Source organism: Petroclostridium sp. X23, assembly GCF_030013905.1.
Taxonomy (GTDB): Bacteria; Bacillota; Clostridia; order SK-Y3; family SK-Y3; genus X23.
In genome coordinates this window covers 2502529-2521417 of sequence record NZ_CP124862.1, presented here as the reverse complement: position 1 = coordinate 2521417, position 18889 = coordinate 2502529, and the positions used below count along the sequence as shown (strand labels likewise).

At 37.8% G+C, this 18889-nt stretch carries 19 protein-coding genes; 18 read left to right on the top strand and 1 reads right to left on the bottom strand.

Annotation, left to right across the window (positions count from 1 at the left end):
* Positions 1 to 8: 8 nt before the first annotated feature.
* The 15 genes from QKW49_RS11915 to QKW49_RS11845 all read left to right on the top strand — a co-directional run bounded on the left by QKW49_RS11915 (position 9) and on the right by QKW49_RS11845 (position 14768).
* Positions 9 to 464 carry a chemotaxis protein CheX gene (locus tag QKW49_RS11915; RefSeq protein WP_282867758.1) on the top strand — a complete coding sequence of 152 codons (456 nt, stop codon included), beginning with the start codon at positions 9 to 11 and terminating at the stop codon, positions 462 to 464.
* A 2-nt stretch (positions 465 to 466) separates the two neighbouring features.
* Positions 467 to 928, top strand: coding sequence for a chemotaxis protein CheX (locus QKW49_RS11910; RefSeq protein WP_282867757.1), 462 nt, complete (start codon positions 467 to 469; stop codon positions 926 to 928).
* A 29-nt stretch (positions 929 to 957) separates the two neighbouring features.
* Positions 958 to 1731 carry a ParA family protein gene (locus QKW49_RS11905; RefSeq protein ID WP_282867756.1) on the top strand — a complete coding sequence of 258 codons (774 nt, stop codon included), beginning with the start codon at positions 958 to 960 and terminating at the stop codon, positions 1729 to 1731.
* Positions 1715 to 3454, top strand: coding sequence for a chemotaxis protein CheW (locus QKW49_RS11900; RefSeq protein WP_282867754.1), 1740 nt, complete (start codon positions 1715 to 1717; stop codon positions 3452 to 3454). Before QKW49_RS11905 ends, QKW49_RS11900 begins: the two co-directional genes overlap by 17 nt.
* A 25-nt stretch (positions 3455 to 3479) precedes the next feature.
* Positions 3480 to 3872, top strand: coding sequence for a response regulator (locus QKW49_RS11895; RefSeq protein ID WP_282867752.1), 393 nt, complete (start codon positions 3480 to 3482; stop codon positions 3870 to 3872).
* A 27-nt stretch (positions 3873 to 3899) separates the two neighbouring features.
* Positions 3900 to 4292: a response regulator gene (locus tag QKW49_RS11890; RefSeq protein WP_282867751.1), complete on the top strand. Its 393-nt coding sequence runs from the start codon at positions 3900 to 3902 to the stop codon at positions 4290 to 4292.
* 41 nt (positions 4293 to 4333) lie between these two features.
* Positions 4334 to 4801 (top strand): chemotaxis protein CheX, encoded by a 468-nt coding sequence (locus QKW49_RS11885; RefSeq protein WP_282867749.1) that lies wholly within the window; start codon positions 4334 to 4336, stop codon positions 4799 to 4801.
* A 19-nt stretch (positions 4802 to 4820) separates the two neighbouring features.
* A complete protein-coding gene (locus QKW49_RS11880; RefSeq protein WP_282867747.1) occupies positions 4821 to 5867 on the top strand; it encodes an HD-GYP domain-containing protein in 1047 nt (348 codons plus the stop codon).
* 46 nt (positions 5868 to 5913) lie between these two features.
* Positions 5914 to 6987 (top strand): cobalamin-dependent protein, encoded by a 1074-nt coding sequence (locus tag QKW49_RS11875; RefSeq protein WP_282867746.1) that lies wholly within the window; start codon positions 5914 to 5916, stop codon positions 6985 to 6987.
* Positions 6984 to 8579: an ATP-binding protein gene (locus QKW49_RS11870; RefSeq protein ID WP_282867745.1), complete on the top strand. Its 1596-nt coding sequence runs from the start codon at positions 6984 to 6986 to the stop codon at positions 8577 to 8579. The genes QKW49_RS11875 and QKW49_RS11870 overlap by 4 nt, the downstream gene beginning before the upstream one ends.
* A gap of 163 nt (positions 8580 to 8742) precedes the next feature.
* The gene (locus QKW49_RS11865) at positions 8743 to 8916 is read left to right on the top strand and encodes a hypothetical protein (RefSeq protein ID WP_282867744.1); all 174 of its coding nucleotides are present in this window, start codon (positions 8743 to 8745) and stop codon (positions 8914 to 8916) included.
* A gap of 9 nt (positions 8917 to 8925) precedes the next feature.
* Positions 8926 to 11682 carry a diguanylate cyclase gene (locus QKW49_RS11860; protein WP_282867743.1) on the top strand — a complete coding sequence of 919 codons (2757 nt, stop codon included), beginning with the start codon at positions 8926 to 8928 and terminating at the stop codon, positions 11680 to 11682.
* A 258-nt stretch (positions 11683 to 11940) separates the two neighbouring features.
* Complete coding sequence (locus tag QKW49_RS11855; protein ID WP_282867741.1) at positions 11941 to 12150, top strand: hypothetical protein; 210 nt, start codon at positions 11941 to 11943, stop codon at positions 12148 to 12150.
* 942 nt (positions 12151 to 13092) lie between these two features.
* The gene (locus tag QKW49_RS11850; RefSeq protein WP_282867740.1) at positions 13093 to 14124 is read left to right on the top strand and encodes a hypothetical protein; all 1032 of its coding nucleotides are present in this window, start codon (positions 13093 to 13095) and stop codon (positions 14122 to 14124) included.
* Positions 14121 to 14768, top strand: a complete 648-nt coding sequence (locus tag QKW49_RS11845) for a response regulator transcription factor (RefSeq protein WP_282867739.1) — start codon at positions 14121 to 14123, stop codon at positions 14766 to 14768. The genes QKW49_RS11850 and QKW49_RS11845 overlap by 4 nt, the downstream gene beginning before the upstream one ends.
* A 3-nt stretch (positions 14769 to 14771) precedes the next feature.
* Here QKW49_RS11845 and QKW49_RS11840 read toward each other — a convergent pair whose 3' ends face one another.
* Positions 14772 to 16490: a histidine kinase N-terminal 7TM domain-containing protein gene (locus tag QKW49_RS11840; protein ID WP_282867738.1), complete on the bottom strand. Its 1719-nt coding sequence runs from the start codon at positions 16488 to 16490 to the stop codon at positions 14772 to 14774.
* A gap of 220 nt (positions 16491 to 16710) precedes the next feature.
* On the opposite strand from QKW49_RS11840, the gene QKW49_RS11835 reads away from it, so the two are divergent.
* Genes QKW49_RS11835 through QKW49_RS11825 form a run of 3 tightly spaced genes read left to right on the top strand, consistent with a single transcriptional unit; the run spans position 16711 to position 18888 of the window.
* Positions 16711 to 17076: a YegP family protein gene (locus QKW49_RS11835; protein WP_282867737.1), complete on the top strand. Its 366-nt coding sequence runs from the start codon at positions 16711 to 16713 to the stop codon at positions 17074 to 17076.
* 11 nt (positions 17077 to 17087) lie between these two features.
* The gene (locus tag QKW49_RS11830) at positions 17088 to 17930 is read left to right on the top strand and encodes a hypothetical protein (RefSeq protein WP_282867736.1); all 843 of its coding nucleotides are present in this window, start codon (positions 17088 to 17090) and stop codon (positions 17928 to 17930) included.
* 22 nt (positions 17931 to 17952) lie between these two features.
* Positions 17953 to 18888: a hypothetical protein gene (locus QKW49_RS11825; RefSeq protein ID WP_282867735.1), complete on the top strand. Its 936-nt coding sequence runs from the start codon at positions 17953 to 17955 to the stop codon at positions 18886 to 18888.
* Position 18889: the final 1 nt, after the last annotated feature.

Here is an 18889-nt window from a genome sequence, read left to right as displayed (position 1 = left end):
AGGCAGGCATGGAATATATCAATTCTTTTAAAGACTCCATAAAAGAAGCATTCGGAATGATGTTTGATGAAAATATTACTCTTGAAACTGAGAGTCCGGCTCCAAGCTGGATTTCTTCAAAAGGGGTTGCCGTAGTTGTCGGAATAACAGGAGAGAAAAAGGGCAGAGTTCTATTAGATATGTCGCGTTTTACAGCGATGGAGCTTGCAATGAGAATGGATTCCGAGTTGAACAACGAAGATCTGGCATTATTTACGATTGCGGAATTCTGCAATATTGCTTCAGGAGGAGCGGTAACAACCATGAATAATAACTACAAGAAATCAGGCCTAAGGCTGGTAACACCAAGTATTTTTTCGGGGACGAAATCCAAGATTTTTTCACCAAGCCTGAAGGCAACGATGCTGTCTTATACTACCCGTTTCGGAAAGATTGATTTCCATATCGGTTTTGAAGGAGTATGAATATGGACGAAAGATATGTGAAGCCGTTTACTGATTCCATAGCCGGAATTTTCAGTAATTTTGGATTTGGAGAGATCACCACAGAAAATATCTATAAAAAGGATTCCTTTACCTGCAGATACAATCTGACCACTATCATAGGCCTGTCAGGTAAAATTAAAGGAAATATTGCTCTAAGTATGCCATATGAGACTGCAAAGAAAATCGCCTCTAACATGATGATGGGTATGGAAGTCCCCGAAATAGACGAGATATCAGTAAGTGCCCTCGGAGAGATGACAAATATGATTTGCGGGCAGGCTGCAGTAGCGTTATCCATTCAGGATCTTCCAATAGATATTACTCCTCCGACGATTATTCACGGAGACAACATGAAAGCTATAATCAGCCAGGTCGAAACAATTGTTGTTGATATAAGCACCTCGCTAGGCAGCATCGAGCTCAATCTCGGCCTTGAGGGATAACTTTTGTGTAAATGAGGAGGTTAAAGGGTATGGAACGCAGACTTAAAAAATATGCTGTGCTTAATAACAAGGGCGGAGTCGGCAAAAGTACTATTGCTGTGCATGTTGCTCACGGACTTGCTATTAAGGGGAAAAGGGTGCTATTGATAGACATGGATGGGCAGAATGATGCAAGCCTCTTTCTTGGATTTACCTCAGAAGATTATAACAAGAGCCTTTATGATATGATTGCTGGAGGGGAAAAACCGGATTTTGCCGAGTGTATCTTACATGCTAGAGAGAACCTGGACCTGCTGCCTTCCAAAAGTATGGAGAGGATTAATGCTGAGCTTTATAAAGAACCGGATATGAAATTATTCTTAAATATGAGGCTTAAAGCGTTGGAGGAAGAAGATTATGATTATATCATTATTGACTGCGGGCCTCAAAGAAGCAGGGTTAATGATGCTGCTTTATACTATGTTGACGGTATCATAGTGCCGGTTCAGGTGGAGTCTGCTGCGGTAAGAGCTATAGGAAACATTTATGAGTACCTTTCGGATCTGGGCCTGGATTCAGGGATGATTTCTCTGGTAGTACCCAATATGTATGATCAGAGAACCAGTGATGGCAGAGAAAATCTTGATTTTATTAAAGAGTTTTTTGCGGATACGGATGTTTTGACAGCACCCATTCATCGGCGTATTAAAATTACAGAAACAGGTAAGTTCGGAAAGACTGTATATGAAACAGATAGCGACGCAGCTAAACAGTTTGATCATGTGATAGAAAGGCTGGTGAGCATCGATGGCCGGAAGGAGTAGTAAAAAAGAGAACGATAATTTTGAAAAGATGAAAAGGGAAATGACAGCAAAGAAGCAGAGAGCAAAAAAGCAGGAGAATCTGGAGATTTCACTGCAAAGCAGTGAAAGATTTGAGCCAGAGATGCGTCCGGATGATAAGGAGGAAGTTGTTCAAAGCAATTGCGACAAGTTTATGGCACCGGTAGAAAATTCTGTTGAAGAAGAAAACGGCGATAAAATTGAAAAGAAGTTTGTAAAAGAAATTATTCATGAACCGCAGCAAGATGAAAACAGGGATTCTTTAGAGGAAATAAGCAAAATGCAAATGGTGATATTTCGAATCGGTGAAGAAGAGTATGCTTTCGAAATATCCAATATTAAAGAAATTATCCGGATACCCCCTATGAAAAATGTACCGAACAGCCCATTTTATATTGCGGGCTTATGCAGCCTAAGAGGTGAACTGCTCCCTGTAATCGACAGTCGGAGACTTTTTGGAATAGCAGATGTGGAGAATGACGAGGGGAGCAGGGTTGTAGTAACCGACATTGAGGGGAATAAGGTTGGATTAATTGCTGACAAAGTGTCGGAAGTAATCAGTATTGAAGAATCTATGCTTAAGGACCCTCCTGAAAGTATCAGAGGTAGGGATGGTGGAGTTGTAAAAGGTATTCTTCTGTTGAATGATGGTAAGAGAGTAATCATGGTGCTGGATGCTGTGAAAATTGTTAATGCAGGAAATTATGAAGAAGGCTTCAAACAGCAGATTGTACATGAGAGCACCAATCATGACTTGGATGACAAGCATTTGGAAGAGGAACAAGTGATCCTGTTTCATATTGGGACTGAAGAATATGCGTTTGGCATTCATACTGTAAAGGAAATAATCCGGCTTGCTGATATAACCAAGGTTCCGAATGCGGCCCATTATATAGAGGGAATGCTTTCAATCAGGAATCAGCTGCTTGCTGTTATTAATCTGGGAATGCTTTTGGGGAAAAACTATAAAAGTATAGACGAACAAAGCCGAATCATTATTATAGATGATGGGAATGCAGCTTTTGGAGTTATCGTAGACAGGGTATCGCAAGTGACGAGAGTTCGGAGTGATGAATACAAAAGTACCAGACTGGATACAAAAGCCTCTGGAATGGAGTATATTAAGGGATTTCTGGAACTGAACAAAGGAAAAAGGCTTGCCATGGTATTGGACCCGTTAAAGCTTGTTTCATTTGAAGATGTGAACAAAGTTTTGATTTTGGACAACAAAAATAGTTTTGCTGATATGCCTAAAGACAAAGGTGGATCGGAAACCAAACTCGAACATACTGTCATTTTCAAATTGGGCAAGGAAGAGTTCGGAATAAGCATCCATCATGTAAAGGAGATCAATAGGGTTAGCGAAATTGTTCATTTTCCCGGAGCCCCGGTTTTTATAGATGGAATGGTGAATCTTCGCGGAGATGTAATTCCTGTTCTAAACTTAAAGACAATGTTTAAAGGTAGTTTGGTAATGTCTGACTCCTCGAAGTTTTTGGTAGTAGAGTATGATAACAAGAAGATCGGAATATTGATTGATTCAGCTTCCGAGGTTCTAAGAATTCCAAAGATTCATATTGAAGAAGCATCAGAAATGCTTAAAGGAAATGAAAATGACAGGTACATTGATGCCATTGCCAAGCTGAACGAAGGAAAGCGAATTGTACTAATCTTAAATCTTTCGACAGTGCTAAGCTTCATGTAATAATTTTTGGTAAAGGGGTGGTGGGATGAGGATATTAATCGCTGAAGATGATTATGCAAGCAGGTTGTTTTTACAGAAATTTTTAGTGAACTATGCTGAATGTGATACGGCTATAGATGGTTTTGAAGCTCTTGATGCTTTCCTTGCAGCACTGAAAAGTAACAAGCCGTATGATTTATTATGTCTTGATGTCATGATGCCAAAGTTTGATGGCCTGAAAGTATTGAAGGCTATCAGAGATATAGAAACTGAAAGAAAAACCGACCCTGAAAAGAGGGTCAGAGTTATAATCACAACTGCGCTTGACAAGTCACTTATTAATCATCATTCCGTAGATAACCTGTACGAGACATATTTGTCCAAACCGATAGATACTGAAAAATTAAAGAGTATTATACAAACTATGGGACTGGTGTAAGAATTGATAAACAAGGAGGAACTCAGAATGAGAATACTGATAGCGGAAGATGATCTGGCCAGCCGGAAGTTCATATCCAAGTTTATGTCTTCCTATGGTGAATGTGATGTAACAGTAGATGGTATTGAAGCGATTGAGGCATTTATCCTGGGTCTGGATTCGAGAAAACCCTATGATTTAATATGTCTTGATGTTATGATGCCAAAAGTTGATGGAATTAAGGCACTGAAGACGATTCGTGAGTTAGAGGAAGTTAGGGAGATCGATAAGTCAAAGAGAGCAAAGATTATAGTTGCGACTGCTTTAGGAGAGACCAACTATGTTATGAGTGCTTTTGAAACTGGAATGGAAGTTTATGTAAATAAGCCGATTGATCTGGATAAGCTGGAAGAAGCTATCCAAAAGCTGGGTCTTCTGTGATAATAACAGTTACCATTATCGTAAAGTAAAGGGGCATAAGTATGAATGTTGAATACATTAATCCATTTATCGTAGCAAGCACAAAAATAATAAGCGAAACAACCGGTCTTACTCCAAAGTTGGGAAAAGTATATGTAAAAGATATACCTTATAACGGAGGAAATGTATTGGTCTTGATTGGGCTGACCGGAAAAATATCCGGATGTGCTGTCATCACATTTAGTACAGAAGTAGCATGTAAAATTGCATCTGCTATGATGATGGGAGTTGTAGTGACAGAACTGGATGAGATGGCAAAAAGTGCACTTGGCGAACTGTGTAATATGATACTGGGCAGTACTGCTACCCTGTTTTCACAAAAGGGGATTAGCATTGATATTACTCCCCCAACCATTATGACTGGTGATAACATTCAATTAACTCCACATAAAAGTGTTATTGTATGCGTGCCGCTTGTATTTGAAGATGGTAAGGCATTAGAGATAGATATATCCTATATGGATAAATAGTTGATGTTCGGGTGATAGTATGTGTAAAATATGTGCACCGGTAAGTTTATGCAATATTGGGGATGTTTTGGCAGAAGATATAATTAACGATAATGGGGTTACCCTTGTAGCTCGGCATACAGTGGTCAACTCGTATATTAAAGATAGACTTTCGGAGATTGGCATTTCCAGTGTGTGGCTGTACAAGCCGGATGTGTTAACAGATAACCAAAAGTGTGAGGAAAGATTTAATCAGTTTAAGGAAAGCTATAAAGAATCTGTTCTGGCAGCAAGGCAGATTTTGCAGGAAATATCCATCAATGGCACTGTGAATTACCATAAGCTTGAAACAATTTCTAAAACAATTCACCAAAATATCATACAAAGCGGTCATATTATTAAATGTCTTGCCGAAGTCAGAGATGTAGATGAATATACATATACTCACTGTGTAAACGTGGCTTTTTATTCGATGCTTATTGCTAAATGGCTCAATCTTTCCGAAACTAAGATACAGGAAGTAATTCAGGCAGGATTGTTACATGATATTGGAAAGGTAAAAGTACCTTGTGAAATCCTTAATAAAATCAGTAAATTTACTTCAGAGGAATTTGAAGTGATGAAGAAGCATTCTGACTATGGATATGAGATGATTAAGGGTATAGTTAATATTAATGAAAATATAAAGAATGCGATAATCCAACACCATGAAAGGATTGATGGCTCCGGCTATCCTAAAGGGTTAATGGGTGATTCCATAGAGATCTATGCAAAGATTGTTGCAGTTGCTGATGTGTATGATGCCATGACTCAAAACAGGGTATATAAAAAGAAAGTTTCTCCCTTTGAGGCATTCCAAATGTTTTTGACTACAGGAATAAGCTACTTTGACACAACTGTATTAACAGCATTTTTAAAAAATCTTGCAGTTAATTATACTGGGACAAAGGTACTGCTTAATAATGGTGAAACCGGTGAAATTGTTTATATACCTCCCCAGGATATTGCTTGTCCAATTGTTGAGGTTAAATCAAGATATATTGACCTGTCAAGAGAGAAAGATATAAGAGTTATGATGGTGTTATAGAGAGAGCAAAGCCAATCGATGAATGAAATGGAGCAGATGGTAGACTATGAATAAACAAATATCAAATAGACTAGACAATGAAAAAGAGAGTATTGCTGAACAAGTCTTAAAGCTGCAGTACGAAATTCAACCTGAGTTAAAACAACAATTTGGTCAAGAGGGATATGAAAAATGCAAAGTCGATACAATTTATCACCTTAGTTACCTTGCAGAGGCAATAGCTCAAAAGCAGACCAACCTCTTTGAGAGCTACCTGACATGGGTAAAAGTACTGATGGAGAGTTTGAAAATAGGCACACAGCATATGATTGTAAATTTGGAATGTACAATTACTATTGTGAGTAAAATGTTTCCAGTGAGTGAACATGAGATTATTTTAAAATATTTGAATGCTGGGTTAAACCATTTAAAGAGTGATTCGGTAGATCTACCTACTTTTATGGCAAAAGATTTACCTTTAGCAGATTTGGCGGATAAATACCTCGAATTTATTTTGAATGCAGAAAAATATAATGCTATGGATTTAATCAATCATGCAGTTCAAAGTGGTGTTAGTATAAATGATCTATATTTATATGTATTTCAGAAAACACAATATGAAATTGGCCGTTTATGGCAGATAAATAAAATCAGTGTGGCTCAGGAACACTATTGTACTTCACTTACGCAGGTCATCATGTCACAGCTTTACCCGTTAATTTTGAAAAACAGAAAGGAACGGAATCGCCTTAGGTTCTTAGGACTATGCATAACAAGCGAACTGCATGAACTGGGGATACGAATGGTATGTGACTTTCTGGAACTGAATGGTTGGGATACACACTATTTGGGTGCCGGGATGCCGGAACACGATATACTAAAAGCAATAAAAGATATTAGTCCAGATATTATTGGTATATCTGCCACATTGGCAATAAACATCAGTAAAGTAGAACACTTAATAGAAGAGGTAAAAAAACAATTTAGTGATAAAAGGCCTCAGATTATCGTTGGGGGTTGTCCCTTTAATATTTGTCTGGGTCTTTGGAAAAATATTGGAGCTGACGGGTATTCAGTAGATGCCAAGGAAGCTGTGGTTTTATGTAATAAATTAGTTTTAAATAAAGGTAATTGGATATGATAACTAATCAAGTTAAAGCAATAACTAAAGACAATTCTATGGATCATTACTTTTACATGGATAAAATGAGTGCATTAAATAATCAGTTAATTAATGCACAGAGGGAGCTGTACAAAAAAAATGATGAACTTGAAAAAGCAAATGACTTAAAGAATCAATATCTGGGAATGGTTGTCCACGATCTGCGTAATCCTTTGGCCGCCATTTTGACATATAGCCAATCCTTAATCAGTGATATTGGTGAATTTAGTTTGGAAAAACAACTTGAGTTTTTGGGTTATATCAGAACATCGACTGAATCTATGCTCAAAATGGTAGATGAACTGCTTGATATATCGAAAATAGAAGCAGGCAAACTAGATTTGAAACTTGAAAATGTTAATTTGGGAAAATTAGTTCAAAGAAATGTTACAATTAATAACCCCTTAGCCCAAAATAAAAAAATTGATCTTTCTTTATATGTACAAGAAGGTCTTCCAGACACTGCAGTTGACATCTACAAGATTGAACAAGTACTAAATAATCTGATCAGTAATGCTATAAAGTTTTCGAAACCAGGTGGTAGTGTAGAAGTTCAAGTATATAGCGAAAGAGAAAATATTGTTATTGCTGTGATAGATCAGGGAGAGGGTATCCCTGAAAATGAGATAGGAATGCTGTTTCAACCCTTTAGTACTACTAGTGTAAAGAGTACATACGGAGAAAAAAATACAGGATTGGGACTTGCGATTGCCAGGAAGATTGTGGAGGGACATAATGGAAGAATTGAAGTACAGAGTAAGGCTGGAGAGGGGTCTAGATTCTTTGCCTACCTTCCCATTGTAAATAGAACAAATGATTTAGAAGATAAAAGTGATCATGAGATTAAGCAATGTCTGGATGTACCTAAAGAACCATTGAAAATTCTTATAGTGGAAGATGATATTGTAAGCATTACCGCCGTTGAAGAATTGTTCAGAGGCTCGGGGTGTATAATAAAAAAAGCCGGTTGCGGAAAGGAAGCATTAAAAATAATTAATAGCGCAGAGATGGATCTGGTGCTTCTGGATATAGAAATGTCGGGGATGAACGGAATGACTGTATGCAAGCATATTAGAGAGTGGGATCGAGAAAGACGCAAACATACCTATATTGCTGGACTGTCGGCACATCCTGCCGAACAGTATAAGGCGAGATGTATAGAAGCAGGAATGGATCACTATATCAGGAAGCCGTTAAATAGGCAGTTAATAAATGAAACAATGAACAGATTAGTTGTTTTGAAAGCCAATAGCGAGGAGAGTTGTGTGGAAGCAGCCGCTGCTGCGAAATCCTCTTTTAATAAGGAGATTTTCTTTGCATTCTTTAGTGAGTATCCTGGCCGAAAGAAAAGCCTTGAAAAGGCCATTAAAGATATGAATTTCTCAGAGATAAGAAACATTTGTCATGTATTAAAAGGAGGATTAACTTATCTAGGGTTAAAATCAGCGATTGAAATAGCTGATGAAATGGAAAAGGGTGCAGAGGATAGTGTATCTATAAAAGAACTGTTTAATAAGCTTATTTATGAAATTGAGAAGATTAGAAAAAGTTTTGTTAAGCTCAAAGAATAACGTTTCCAGTTTCACAATAGCGCGACAACAACGTTCAAACAGTAATATCCAGGGAATGATGTTACAGATTCTTATTACAAAACGGTTAACCGGATAAACAATAGCAATTAAGTTGGTGGTAAATTATCAAAGAAATAAGAAAATGTCTGGTTGCGAGGATGATATGAGCAGCATATTAAAGGTTACAGCAAATTTTGTTAACAGTATGGATCATTATAATGTAAGAGACAAAGCCAAAGAGAAAATTGAACAGGGGCATGAGTTTTTAGGTACAAAGATAAATCTGGACGATAAGACAATAAGCTATGTATTTATGCTTACGAAGAAAATGAAGTGAGTGGATTCAATGTTTCTTGCTTTATTAATGCACAGTATTGCTAAAAAGGATGGTGAGTTTGTGAAAGATAACAGAAGAAATATCTCGATCAAAAGAATAATTATTATTATATTCATATTAGCTATGCTTGTGTCCATCGGCAGTATAGGATATTTGATCTTTACAAACTGGTTTTCTTCTGCAAGGCAGACATCTGAGAGCATTGCTGAAGATCTCAATGAGAGTATATATAATAATATATATTCTTTTATGCATGTGCCCATTCAAATCAATGAAGCCAATCATAAAATCATAGCAAACGACATTCTTGATATAACTGATGAAAGACTTAGGGATAAGTTTTTTGTTGGTGCGCTGAGCTTGTATGAAGATGAGATGTATAGTTTTAGCTATGGTACTGCTGAAGGTGAATATTACGGTGCGCGCAGAAATGAAAAAGGCGTTATTGAAATCATGAGAAATAATGCCGGTACAGGAGGTAACTCATGGTATTACTCAGTAAATGATGATATGACAGCCGGTGACCTTGTTGTTCAGACAGGTAAATTTGATCCACGCACGCGGGCATGGTATAAGGCAGCTGTTGAGGTAGGTAGCCCCACCTTCTCCCCTGTCTATAAGCATTTTGTGATGGACGACTTAACCATATCGTTTGCATTCCCTGTTTACAATAAAGCAGGCGAGCTTCAGGGAGTTATTGGAACTCACATGCTGCTTACTGATATTGGCGCTTACCTGAAGGATGCGGTAAGCAAATACAATGGATATGCCGTTATCCTTGAGAAAGGCTCGAATGCCTTGATTGCTAATTCAATGGGAATAGATAATTTTGCTGTTCTTCAGGATGGCACCTTAGAAAGGCATGGAATTGATAAGGTTGAAGATTCTGATTTGAAGCAGGCATATAAAAAATATAATGCAAACCCAGAACAGCATTTCTTGTATGAAGGTAAAGGCCAAAGCCTATACATGAACGTAAAAGAAATTCATATGGAAGGTCTGGATTGGGTCGTTATTTCAGCAATTCCGGAAGGTCTTCTTATCACACCTGTTGTTCAAAGTATTCACATGACTGTGCTGCTGACTGCACTGGCCTTGTTGTTGTCACTTGTTATATATATGATTATAACCGGAAGACTTTTGAAGCCGATGAATAGTCTCCTCCAAGTTTCTGAGGCCTTATCCTCCGGGGATTTGACAAAGAGAGTTGATGTAGCTAGAAATGATGAAATCGGAAGAATTTCAGAAAGCTTTAATAATGTAGCTGATAAAATGCAATTTCTGATAAATAATCTTGAAGCTGCTGTAAAAGAACGGAACGAGGAATTGTGCTGGGCAAACGCAGATTTGGAAGAAAATAAAAATCAGCTGCAGCTTATATTGGATTCTACCGCAGAGGCGATTTATGGGATGGATCAAAAGGGAGAATGCACCTTCTGTAATTTGAGCTGCGTTAAGTTGTTGGGATATAACAGCCAGGATGAATTGCTCGGGGAAAATATGCATCATCAGATTCACCATACCCAACGTGATGGAACACCGTTTCCTATTGATGAGTGCAGAATCTTTCAGTCAATTAAACAAGGCAAGGGGTTTAAGGCTGATGATGAAGTGTTCTGGAGAGCTGACGGCACTTCCTTTGATGTGGAGTACCACGCGTATCCTCAAATAAAAAATGGTGAGGTTGTTGGCGGAGTTGTAACCTTTATGGATATCACCGAGCGCAAACAAAAAGAAGCAGAAATACAATTTCTGAGCTGTCGTGATACTCTGACCGGACTTCATAACAGAAGATGCTTCGAAGATAGCCGCAATAAAATTGATACTCCGGATAACCTGCCGTTGTCTGTCATTTTTGCCGATATTAACGGGTTAAAGATGACCAATGATATATTCGGACATGCTTATGGAGACGAGCTGATAAAAAAATCTGCCGAAATACTTGTGAGCTCCTGCAGAGAAAATGACATTGTCTCTCGTGTAGGTGGTGATGAATTTATTATTCTTTTACCAAATACAAATGGTGAAAATGCTGAAAAGGTCGTTTCACGAATTAAGTCCGAATTTTTAGATGCCCGTGTGGCGGCAATAAAGTGCAGTATTTCCATTGGCCTTGATACGAAAAGAAGTCCGGGTCAGTCATTAGGCGAGATAATGGCCAACGCTGAAAATGCGATGTATAAGGACAAGACCATGAACCGCAAATCGGTAAATATGGATATTATTGATACTATTATTGAGACACTGCATTCAAGGAGTGCCAGAGAAAAGCAGCATTCAATAGCTGTAAGTGAGTTTTGCAGTGAAGTTGGTTCTATAATGCAGCTTTCCGAACTGGAAATCAATAAATTAAAACGGGCCGGTTACCTGCATGAAATTGGTAAAATTACGCTTGATGAAAGTCTTTTGTCCAAAGAAGATTTGACAGAAGAAGGATTTGAGGGAATGCAGCAGCATTCAATCGTTGGATATCGCATATTGAATCTTTTCGATGATACATTGGATTTAGCGGAATACGTTTACAGCCACCATGAATGCTGGGATGGTAGCGGATATCCGCGTGGGCTTAAAGGTGAACAGATCCCCCTGATAGCAAGAATAATATCAATAGCAGAAACCTATGAACGTGTGTTGAACAGAGGTGAACTTTCATTATCAGAAAGTAAAAAGAAGGCAATTGAAACAATTAGAGAGGGTGCGGGTAAGCAATTTGACCCTGCACTTGCTGAAACATTTGCTCGGTTGATGGACGATAATAACGGATGAAGAAGCGGGCGTAGTCTAGAGAACAACTTCTGGAATGAATTGAAGATCTTGAGGATACTGAATCGTGAATTGCTGGTAGAAAAGAAACATAAAACTAGGCTGGGGTATGCTTGGACGGCAACCTTGGACATTGGTAGTGGAATATCAAGACCAATGCAGTGACATGCATGAAGATGGAGCAGGGTGCAAAGGTTGCTTAAACTCAGTTAGAACAAAATATCGAGCTGAGTTTAATTTTTACAATAGGGGAGAAGTATATTGGATGCAAAAGCAAAATTCGATTTAATGTTTATCGGGGATGGATATCTGCTTATTTATTTTCATAAAGCAACGAATGTAAAAGCTGAGTTAAATATTAAACCAAAAGAATTTGTAAAAGTTGAGTTGCTGCTTAAGCTGTCATCACTGAAGCTCTTAGAGGAAACTAAAGTAGAAGAAGTATTACATTACATACAGGAATATGGATGAACACAAATTCCGAGGGTCTGCACAATTGACTAATGTTAAAAAGCTTTGTATTGTACTGAGTTTTGGGAGAAATTTAGATGTCACTGCGTGCTGATTATATGTGTACGCACATATCAAAGGGCTCAATATTATCAAACATCTTGACTATGTTCTAAAAACAGCATAAACTTATCACAAAAGCCGTGATTTCTATTGTAATACTGATGTAATACTGATGTAATACCAAGCAAAAGGCTATGGCCTAAAGCTGTTGAGAATAGCGCCTCACAGGATTTTGTAGTTCAAGTCTGCAAAACCTTTATTCCCCAGTTCAAATCTGGGTGGCGCCTCCAAATAACAATCCTCAAAAGACTTGATTTCAAGACTTTTGGGGGTTTTTGTTTTACCGGGCGGTCATGATTGCGCGAAATAAAAATGTTTTTGCATGCTACACAGTTTGTATATTACTAATATTGTATATCAATCCTTTTACCTCTCATTTGTGTTGATTCAATTTGGGGACTGAAATAGATAAAATTCTATTCTTATATCCTGCCTTAGCCTGTTCTGATTTAACCTTAACAGCTAGAGGGATTGTCCTCGCAAAGCCTGAAAATAATACATTTAAATGGTATAATATTAAAGAATATTTTAACTTTAAAATAATACTTTCACATTTGACTGTCAAGGAAGATTATAGATTTTGGGAATGATTATTTGGTTGCTATTGATGAACTTGAAGATGAAATAGATGAATATGATAATGAATATGAAAACAGTGCTATAGGCAGTTGTGAAATGCAATATTAAAGGTCTACCTCTAGTAACTATCAAATCCATGAAAAATTAATTCTATTTCGATGCTCTTTGCTAATAGGTACCTAATGAAACTGTATGTTGTATTAATTGGGATGACAATGGTTATGTCGTAAAACATGGATAGTAATGTACTGGATTTTCAGCGTGTTATCTGATACTATAGTACACAAGAAACTTGAATTGATTAAAGAGAGTGGTGAATCAATGCGGGTTATGGAACAATATATTATATTGAAAACAGCGGCACTATTAGCACTACTTCTGCTGTCATGTGCTGCAAACATACATTTTTTAGTGCGCAGGAAAAGAAATGCATATTCTGCTTTTTTTCACATTTCATCTTTTGTAGCTATATTGGGCACTTTTTGCCTTCTTATGGATACGGTAGTAATTGATTTATCTTTTGAATACAGCTTCAGGATGTTAGGATATATATGCCTTATGACAAGTGTAGTATTTTTTGCAATTTTGATTTTGAGTTATTTACTTATTCGAGAAAAAGCATCCCTCCATTTTCAGTTTGCACCCGATCTTAAATCTGTTTTTACTACAATAGATGACCTGGCTTTTATAGCAGATTACAATGGCTGCATTATAGAAATGAATCACCTTCAAAAATGTGAAGCCATGTTTGGACAGGGTAAAACCATTGAAGATATACTAAAGCAGCTGGAAGAGAATATTTCGGAAAAACAGCGAGATTCATTAGGGAAGGGTATTTTGAAAAAAGAAAAGGCACAGTCGGAAGTCCATATAAATAAAACTGAGGAACATTACCTTATTACCTATATTCCCATTGTAAAACGGGGAGCAGGTTTTGGTTCCATTATTGTGATGACAAATATATCTGATATTAAGAAGTCTGAATTGGAATTGCAGAAGCAAAACAGGTACCTCAAAGAAGCTAACCGTAAACTTGCGGATTATGTGAAAATTGCAAGTATATTGGAAGCTGAGAAAGAGAGGCTGTCACTGCTTGAGCAAATACAGAAGGATTTGATTCACAAAATTGAAAATGCAGTTATTCGCATAAGGAACATTCAACAGAATCTTAATAACAAAAGACATTCTTACCAAAATGACATATTGCAAGTTGCAGATTTGCTCAGAGAAATATACAAGGATGTCAGAAAATCAATAAGTCAGATACAAAAAAGCGGGAAGGTGATAAAATGATTAAGGTACTGATAGCAGATGATCAGCTTCTATTTCGTGTGATGCTTGAAGAAATGTTGAAAAAGGATAAAGACATTGAGATTGTTGCGTCCTGTGCAGGCGGTGAGGAGGCAGTTAAGCTGTCACAGCTGAACAAGCCGGATATTGTATTGTTGGATATTCAAATGCCTGATAAAACAGGTGTTGAAGCTTTAAAAGATATTAAAACCCATCTGCCTGATACAAAGGTTGTTATGCTCACAACCTTTGAGGATATTGAAAACATTTCAGCGGCATATCAATTAAGGGCGGATGCCTACCTTGTAAAGGATATAAAACCGGACATACTGATAATGGCAATAAAATGTATTTATAATGACATTGTACTTTTTCACGGCAGTGTTTTTTCGGCTATGGTTTCTTCTAAAATGATGCTCTTTCAAAATACCAACGACAGGGTTGAAATCGGAGATATTGTTTTTGATTCTGTTGACGTTGCCATTATGAAGCAAATAGCAGAAGGGAAAACCAATAAAGACATTGCCCGGCTTTTAAACTACAGTGAGGGAACTATAAAAAACAGAGTTTCAAGGATATTAAGCACTACAGGTCTATCCGACCGAACCGAAATTTCTGTTTTTGCAATCAAGAACCAGATAATATGATAATCATTGAGGCGTAACTTTTGGAAGTGTGGCATGGATGGTAAATCCCTGCTCTCCGTCTGAACCAAAACTTACTTTTCCGGAAAGAGAATTAATTCTCGTTTCTATACCTAATAGGCCATAACTTTTCTTTATCTCCCTGCAGCCTGCTCCGTTGTCTATGGTATAAATATCAATTTCATGCGGTTTGTAGCGAAGAATTATATGAATTGTTCGGGCATTTCCATGTTTGATGGCATTGGTAACGGCTTCCTGGCACAGTCGGAAAACTGCTTCTGTTTGCGAGCTGTTCAGCTCATAAGGGTTTCCCTGGTATACAAAGTCCACATCGATTGCCTCATTTTTCAAATGTAAAATAGCCTTTATCAAAGAAGTTTGACCCCAGTCATTTTTACCGATAAAGGTGTTCTTTACATCATTCAGACTGCTTATCAGCAATTCATTGATCCTGGAAAGCTTTCGACCGACAACATCCATGTCGGAATCTGTAGCAGCAAGCTCTGCTGTTCCAATTACTACGGTCAGACTGTGACCCAATATATCGTGAACGTTTTGAGCCATTTGAGCTTTTGTTTTGGCAATTGCAAGTTCTCTTGAAGCCTGGGCAAGAGCATCCAGCCTAATATTGATTTGTGACAGCTCTTCATTTTGCTTTGCCAGTTCACTCCGGTTCCTGGCAAGTATTGATATATCGTAAAAGCAAAGGAGTAAATTATTCTTCTTAAGTATTTTTTTTGTAACCTTGTAGCAAAGATTGTTTTTTAGTGTCATTTCAAATTGGGGTATACTGTCCGAAACTAAAAAGTCTAAAAACTGCTGAATTTGTTCAGATTCTATAAAGGGTAAGGCTTTTGCAAAAGAGTATATATCTCTATTCTCAGTGACATTCAGAAACATGGAATAAAATGAACTGTTGCCTGAGTATAGATTTTTATCTGAATTCAAAAATACGATGCCGTGAGGAATCCAGTCGAAAAGCTTCCAATAGGAAATTGGTGAAATGTCAAACACCCTGAAGGTAAGAACCGGAATTGTAAATAGAATAAGTGAAATTGAGGCTGCAATAGGAGTAAAATCAAAAACCGGAAAAGGAAAAAGCCAAGGGAAAACATTGAGTTTAAAAAGAATATAATACACGTTGGCAATAATAGGCATCAGGGTCAAGACGGCGAAAATCCTTGCCCACTTTCTTTTACCTCTAAATCCGGGCTGTAGGGTAAATCCTTTGGATAAAAGATAGATACCTGTGAATAAATATATATAGTGAATAAACTGCGTCGAATAAAACAGGGGACCAAAGCGGTCCTTGTAAAAGTCATAATAAGAATAAAATCCCATGTGAAGAGGATTTGTCGGTACAACAAGAAAAGACAGTATGGGTAATACAGACAATAAAATGAAAGTGTTCCGGGCAGGCATCTTATCCTTCGTATAAATATAGGCAAAAACCACCAAAAAAAACCCCAGGAAATCAATCCCAAAGTATTGTGTCACAATAAAAAACCAGCGAAGCCCTTGCGTAGGAGCTACGGTTTTCAGTATTTTAGATACCATCCACAGCATGATCATCAACACCACAGACAGGTAACTGTAAAGAAGAGGTGTTTTTTTTGCTTTTAAAAACATGTAAAAGCTGAAGCTGAATAAAATGAGCAGAGCAATTGTATGAAAAATGATTATTGTAAATATTTCAAAAGCCAATTTATCAGATACCTGCATCATTATTACCTATCTCCTTTAAATGAAACTATAAGACTCTAAAGATTATCGCACAATTATCCTTTTTTTTCAACTCATACCTTTTTGGACCTTGCTAAGTCACACAAAATGATTTTTAAAGTCATTTTGTGTGACTGTATTTTTGAAAAAAGTGCTTTTTTTTGTACTAATCGGCACTGGATATATACAAAGGAAATTTATACAATATTTATGGAGGGATGATATGAAACAGGCTGTATTTGAAATAAAGCTGAATCCGGTGGGAAGATACTATTTTGTTTTCAGGGATGTAGAAGAAGCAGGACTTGTTGTTTCAAAAAGCTTCAGGAGCCGTGCGCAGCTTGAAAAGTGCCTTTCGGCTGTGAGAGATACGGCACAGGTAGCAGAGATAACTGAGGATGCAAACGGTAAGCTGCCTCCGTATTTCTGGATAGAGAATAATGAAGAAAATTTTGTTTTTTCTCTTCTGGACTTTGAAGGTGAAGTTGTTTTTTCAAGTGAGAGCTATCAACAAAAAAGTGAATGTTTAAAGGCTGTTAGACTGCTTAAAGACCTATCTTTTGACGCGGGTATTGTGGACTCTGTATAGGGGGTGTAAAGGTGCGGCAGAATATTTCGAGGCTGATTATTCTGTTGGTTTTAGGGTTGCTGAGTTTTGTAGGATGTGAGAACAATGAGAAGAACTCTATAATGCAACTGGAAAATAAAAAGACTCAAACAGCAGACGTCTCTGTGTCGAAACAAAATTCATCTTCAAGACAGGTTTTAAACGAGACTTACCATGAGGAAACAAAAAATCTTGAACAAAAAACCTCAATAGAGATGGAACTGGGAAAAACACAAAACGAAACTGTTACACCATACCAGTTTTTAAGCTTACTGGTTGGAAATGCTGAAAATATAACAATCGAGTATTCCGTTTTACACCAAGGAAGCAGCAGGAAAGATACAGGAGCATTCTATAAAGCGGGTGAAAAATTTGCTGCGGTTTTTACGGCAACAGATATGAATGGAAAGCCTGTTACGGTGAGAGAACTGGAAATGGATGGACGTGTCCACTACATCATGGAGGAAACCAAAACCATAAAAAGCTACACGGCTCCTGCGGAAGACTTCTTAATTTATGAAATGCTGAAAGCAGCAGCTTCTGTATTGCTTAAATCATACGAGCAGGATGGTTTTGGGATCTATGAATACAGCCTACCTTTCGACCAGGATGAGGAAACAAACCGTGAATATCGGTTTTTCATGAAAGATGGCTTACTGAAGAAGATGGAATATGGATTTAATAACGAATTCAGCGAGACCTTCGAATTTTCCGGGTATTCGCAACGGGCAGCAGATGAAAGGATATTTGAATACCCCGCAGGCGGGTATTCCGAAGAATGGTTTCAATACCCGTACACAGGCGAAAACATACCGCCGTGGTGGGAAAATAAATAATTTAATGTTGGAGGAATTTTCTATGATGAAAAAATTCATTATTATGAGTTGTATTGCGCTACTTGCCTTTACAGCCGTTACAGGCTGCGGAAAAAAAGTAGAAACACCTGTGCCGGGCCAGGTTGAGACATTCTCAAAGAAGGATACCGACAAGGCAAACAAGGAAAACACAACTGCCAGCATCAACGGCAAAGAACTTGATGAAAACACTGTGAACGATATAAAAAACAGTTTACAGAGCAATGCAGTGAAAGGTCTTCCTCAAGGCTTCCCTAAATCTATCCCTATCTATAAGAATGCTGAAATACTGGAGGCAAACGCTTATGGTACAGACGGCTACAACGTGGTTTATTCAGTAAGTGAAAAGTACAAAAAAGTTGTGGATTTCTACATGAGCAATATCAAAGAACTTGACGATTCAGGCGTAGGTGAAGAAGAATCATATTTTGAGGGAATGGACATCGGAGATATACATATTAACGGTCTTACTATTACCGATGCAGGTGACAAGACACAAGTCTTTATTACCTTGAGGGATTATTCAAAAGCGCAACACAATGACGGAGGCGATGATGGAAGTGCTGTGGTTGAGGCGGCTGAAGAGGAAGATGAGACTGAGTCAATAAAATACTCAGAGGCAGTGGGAGTTCCACTCAAAAAAGGTTATCCAGAGGATGTCGTCCCGGTTTATCCGAAGGCAAAGGTGATAGATTGTTCCATGACCCCCAGCGGTGATGGCGGTTTTGCAGAACTTGTTCTGCCACCGAAGTCATACAAGGATGCCGTGAGCTTTTACAAAGAGGAACTGGGACTCAATCCTGAAAAATTTGACTCTGAAGTAATGAGCTCAGAGACGTTCAATGGAGAGGTGAAGGGCTGGAGAGTATCTGTCCAAGTTGCAGAGCTTAAGTTCGGAGACAACGACCCCAGTGTAAGCATCACTATTGATAAAAATTAAC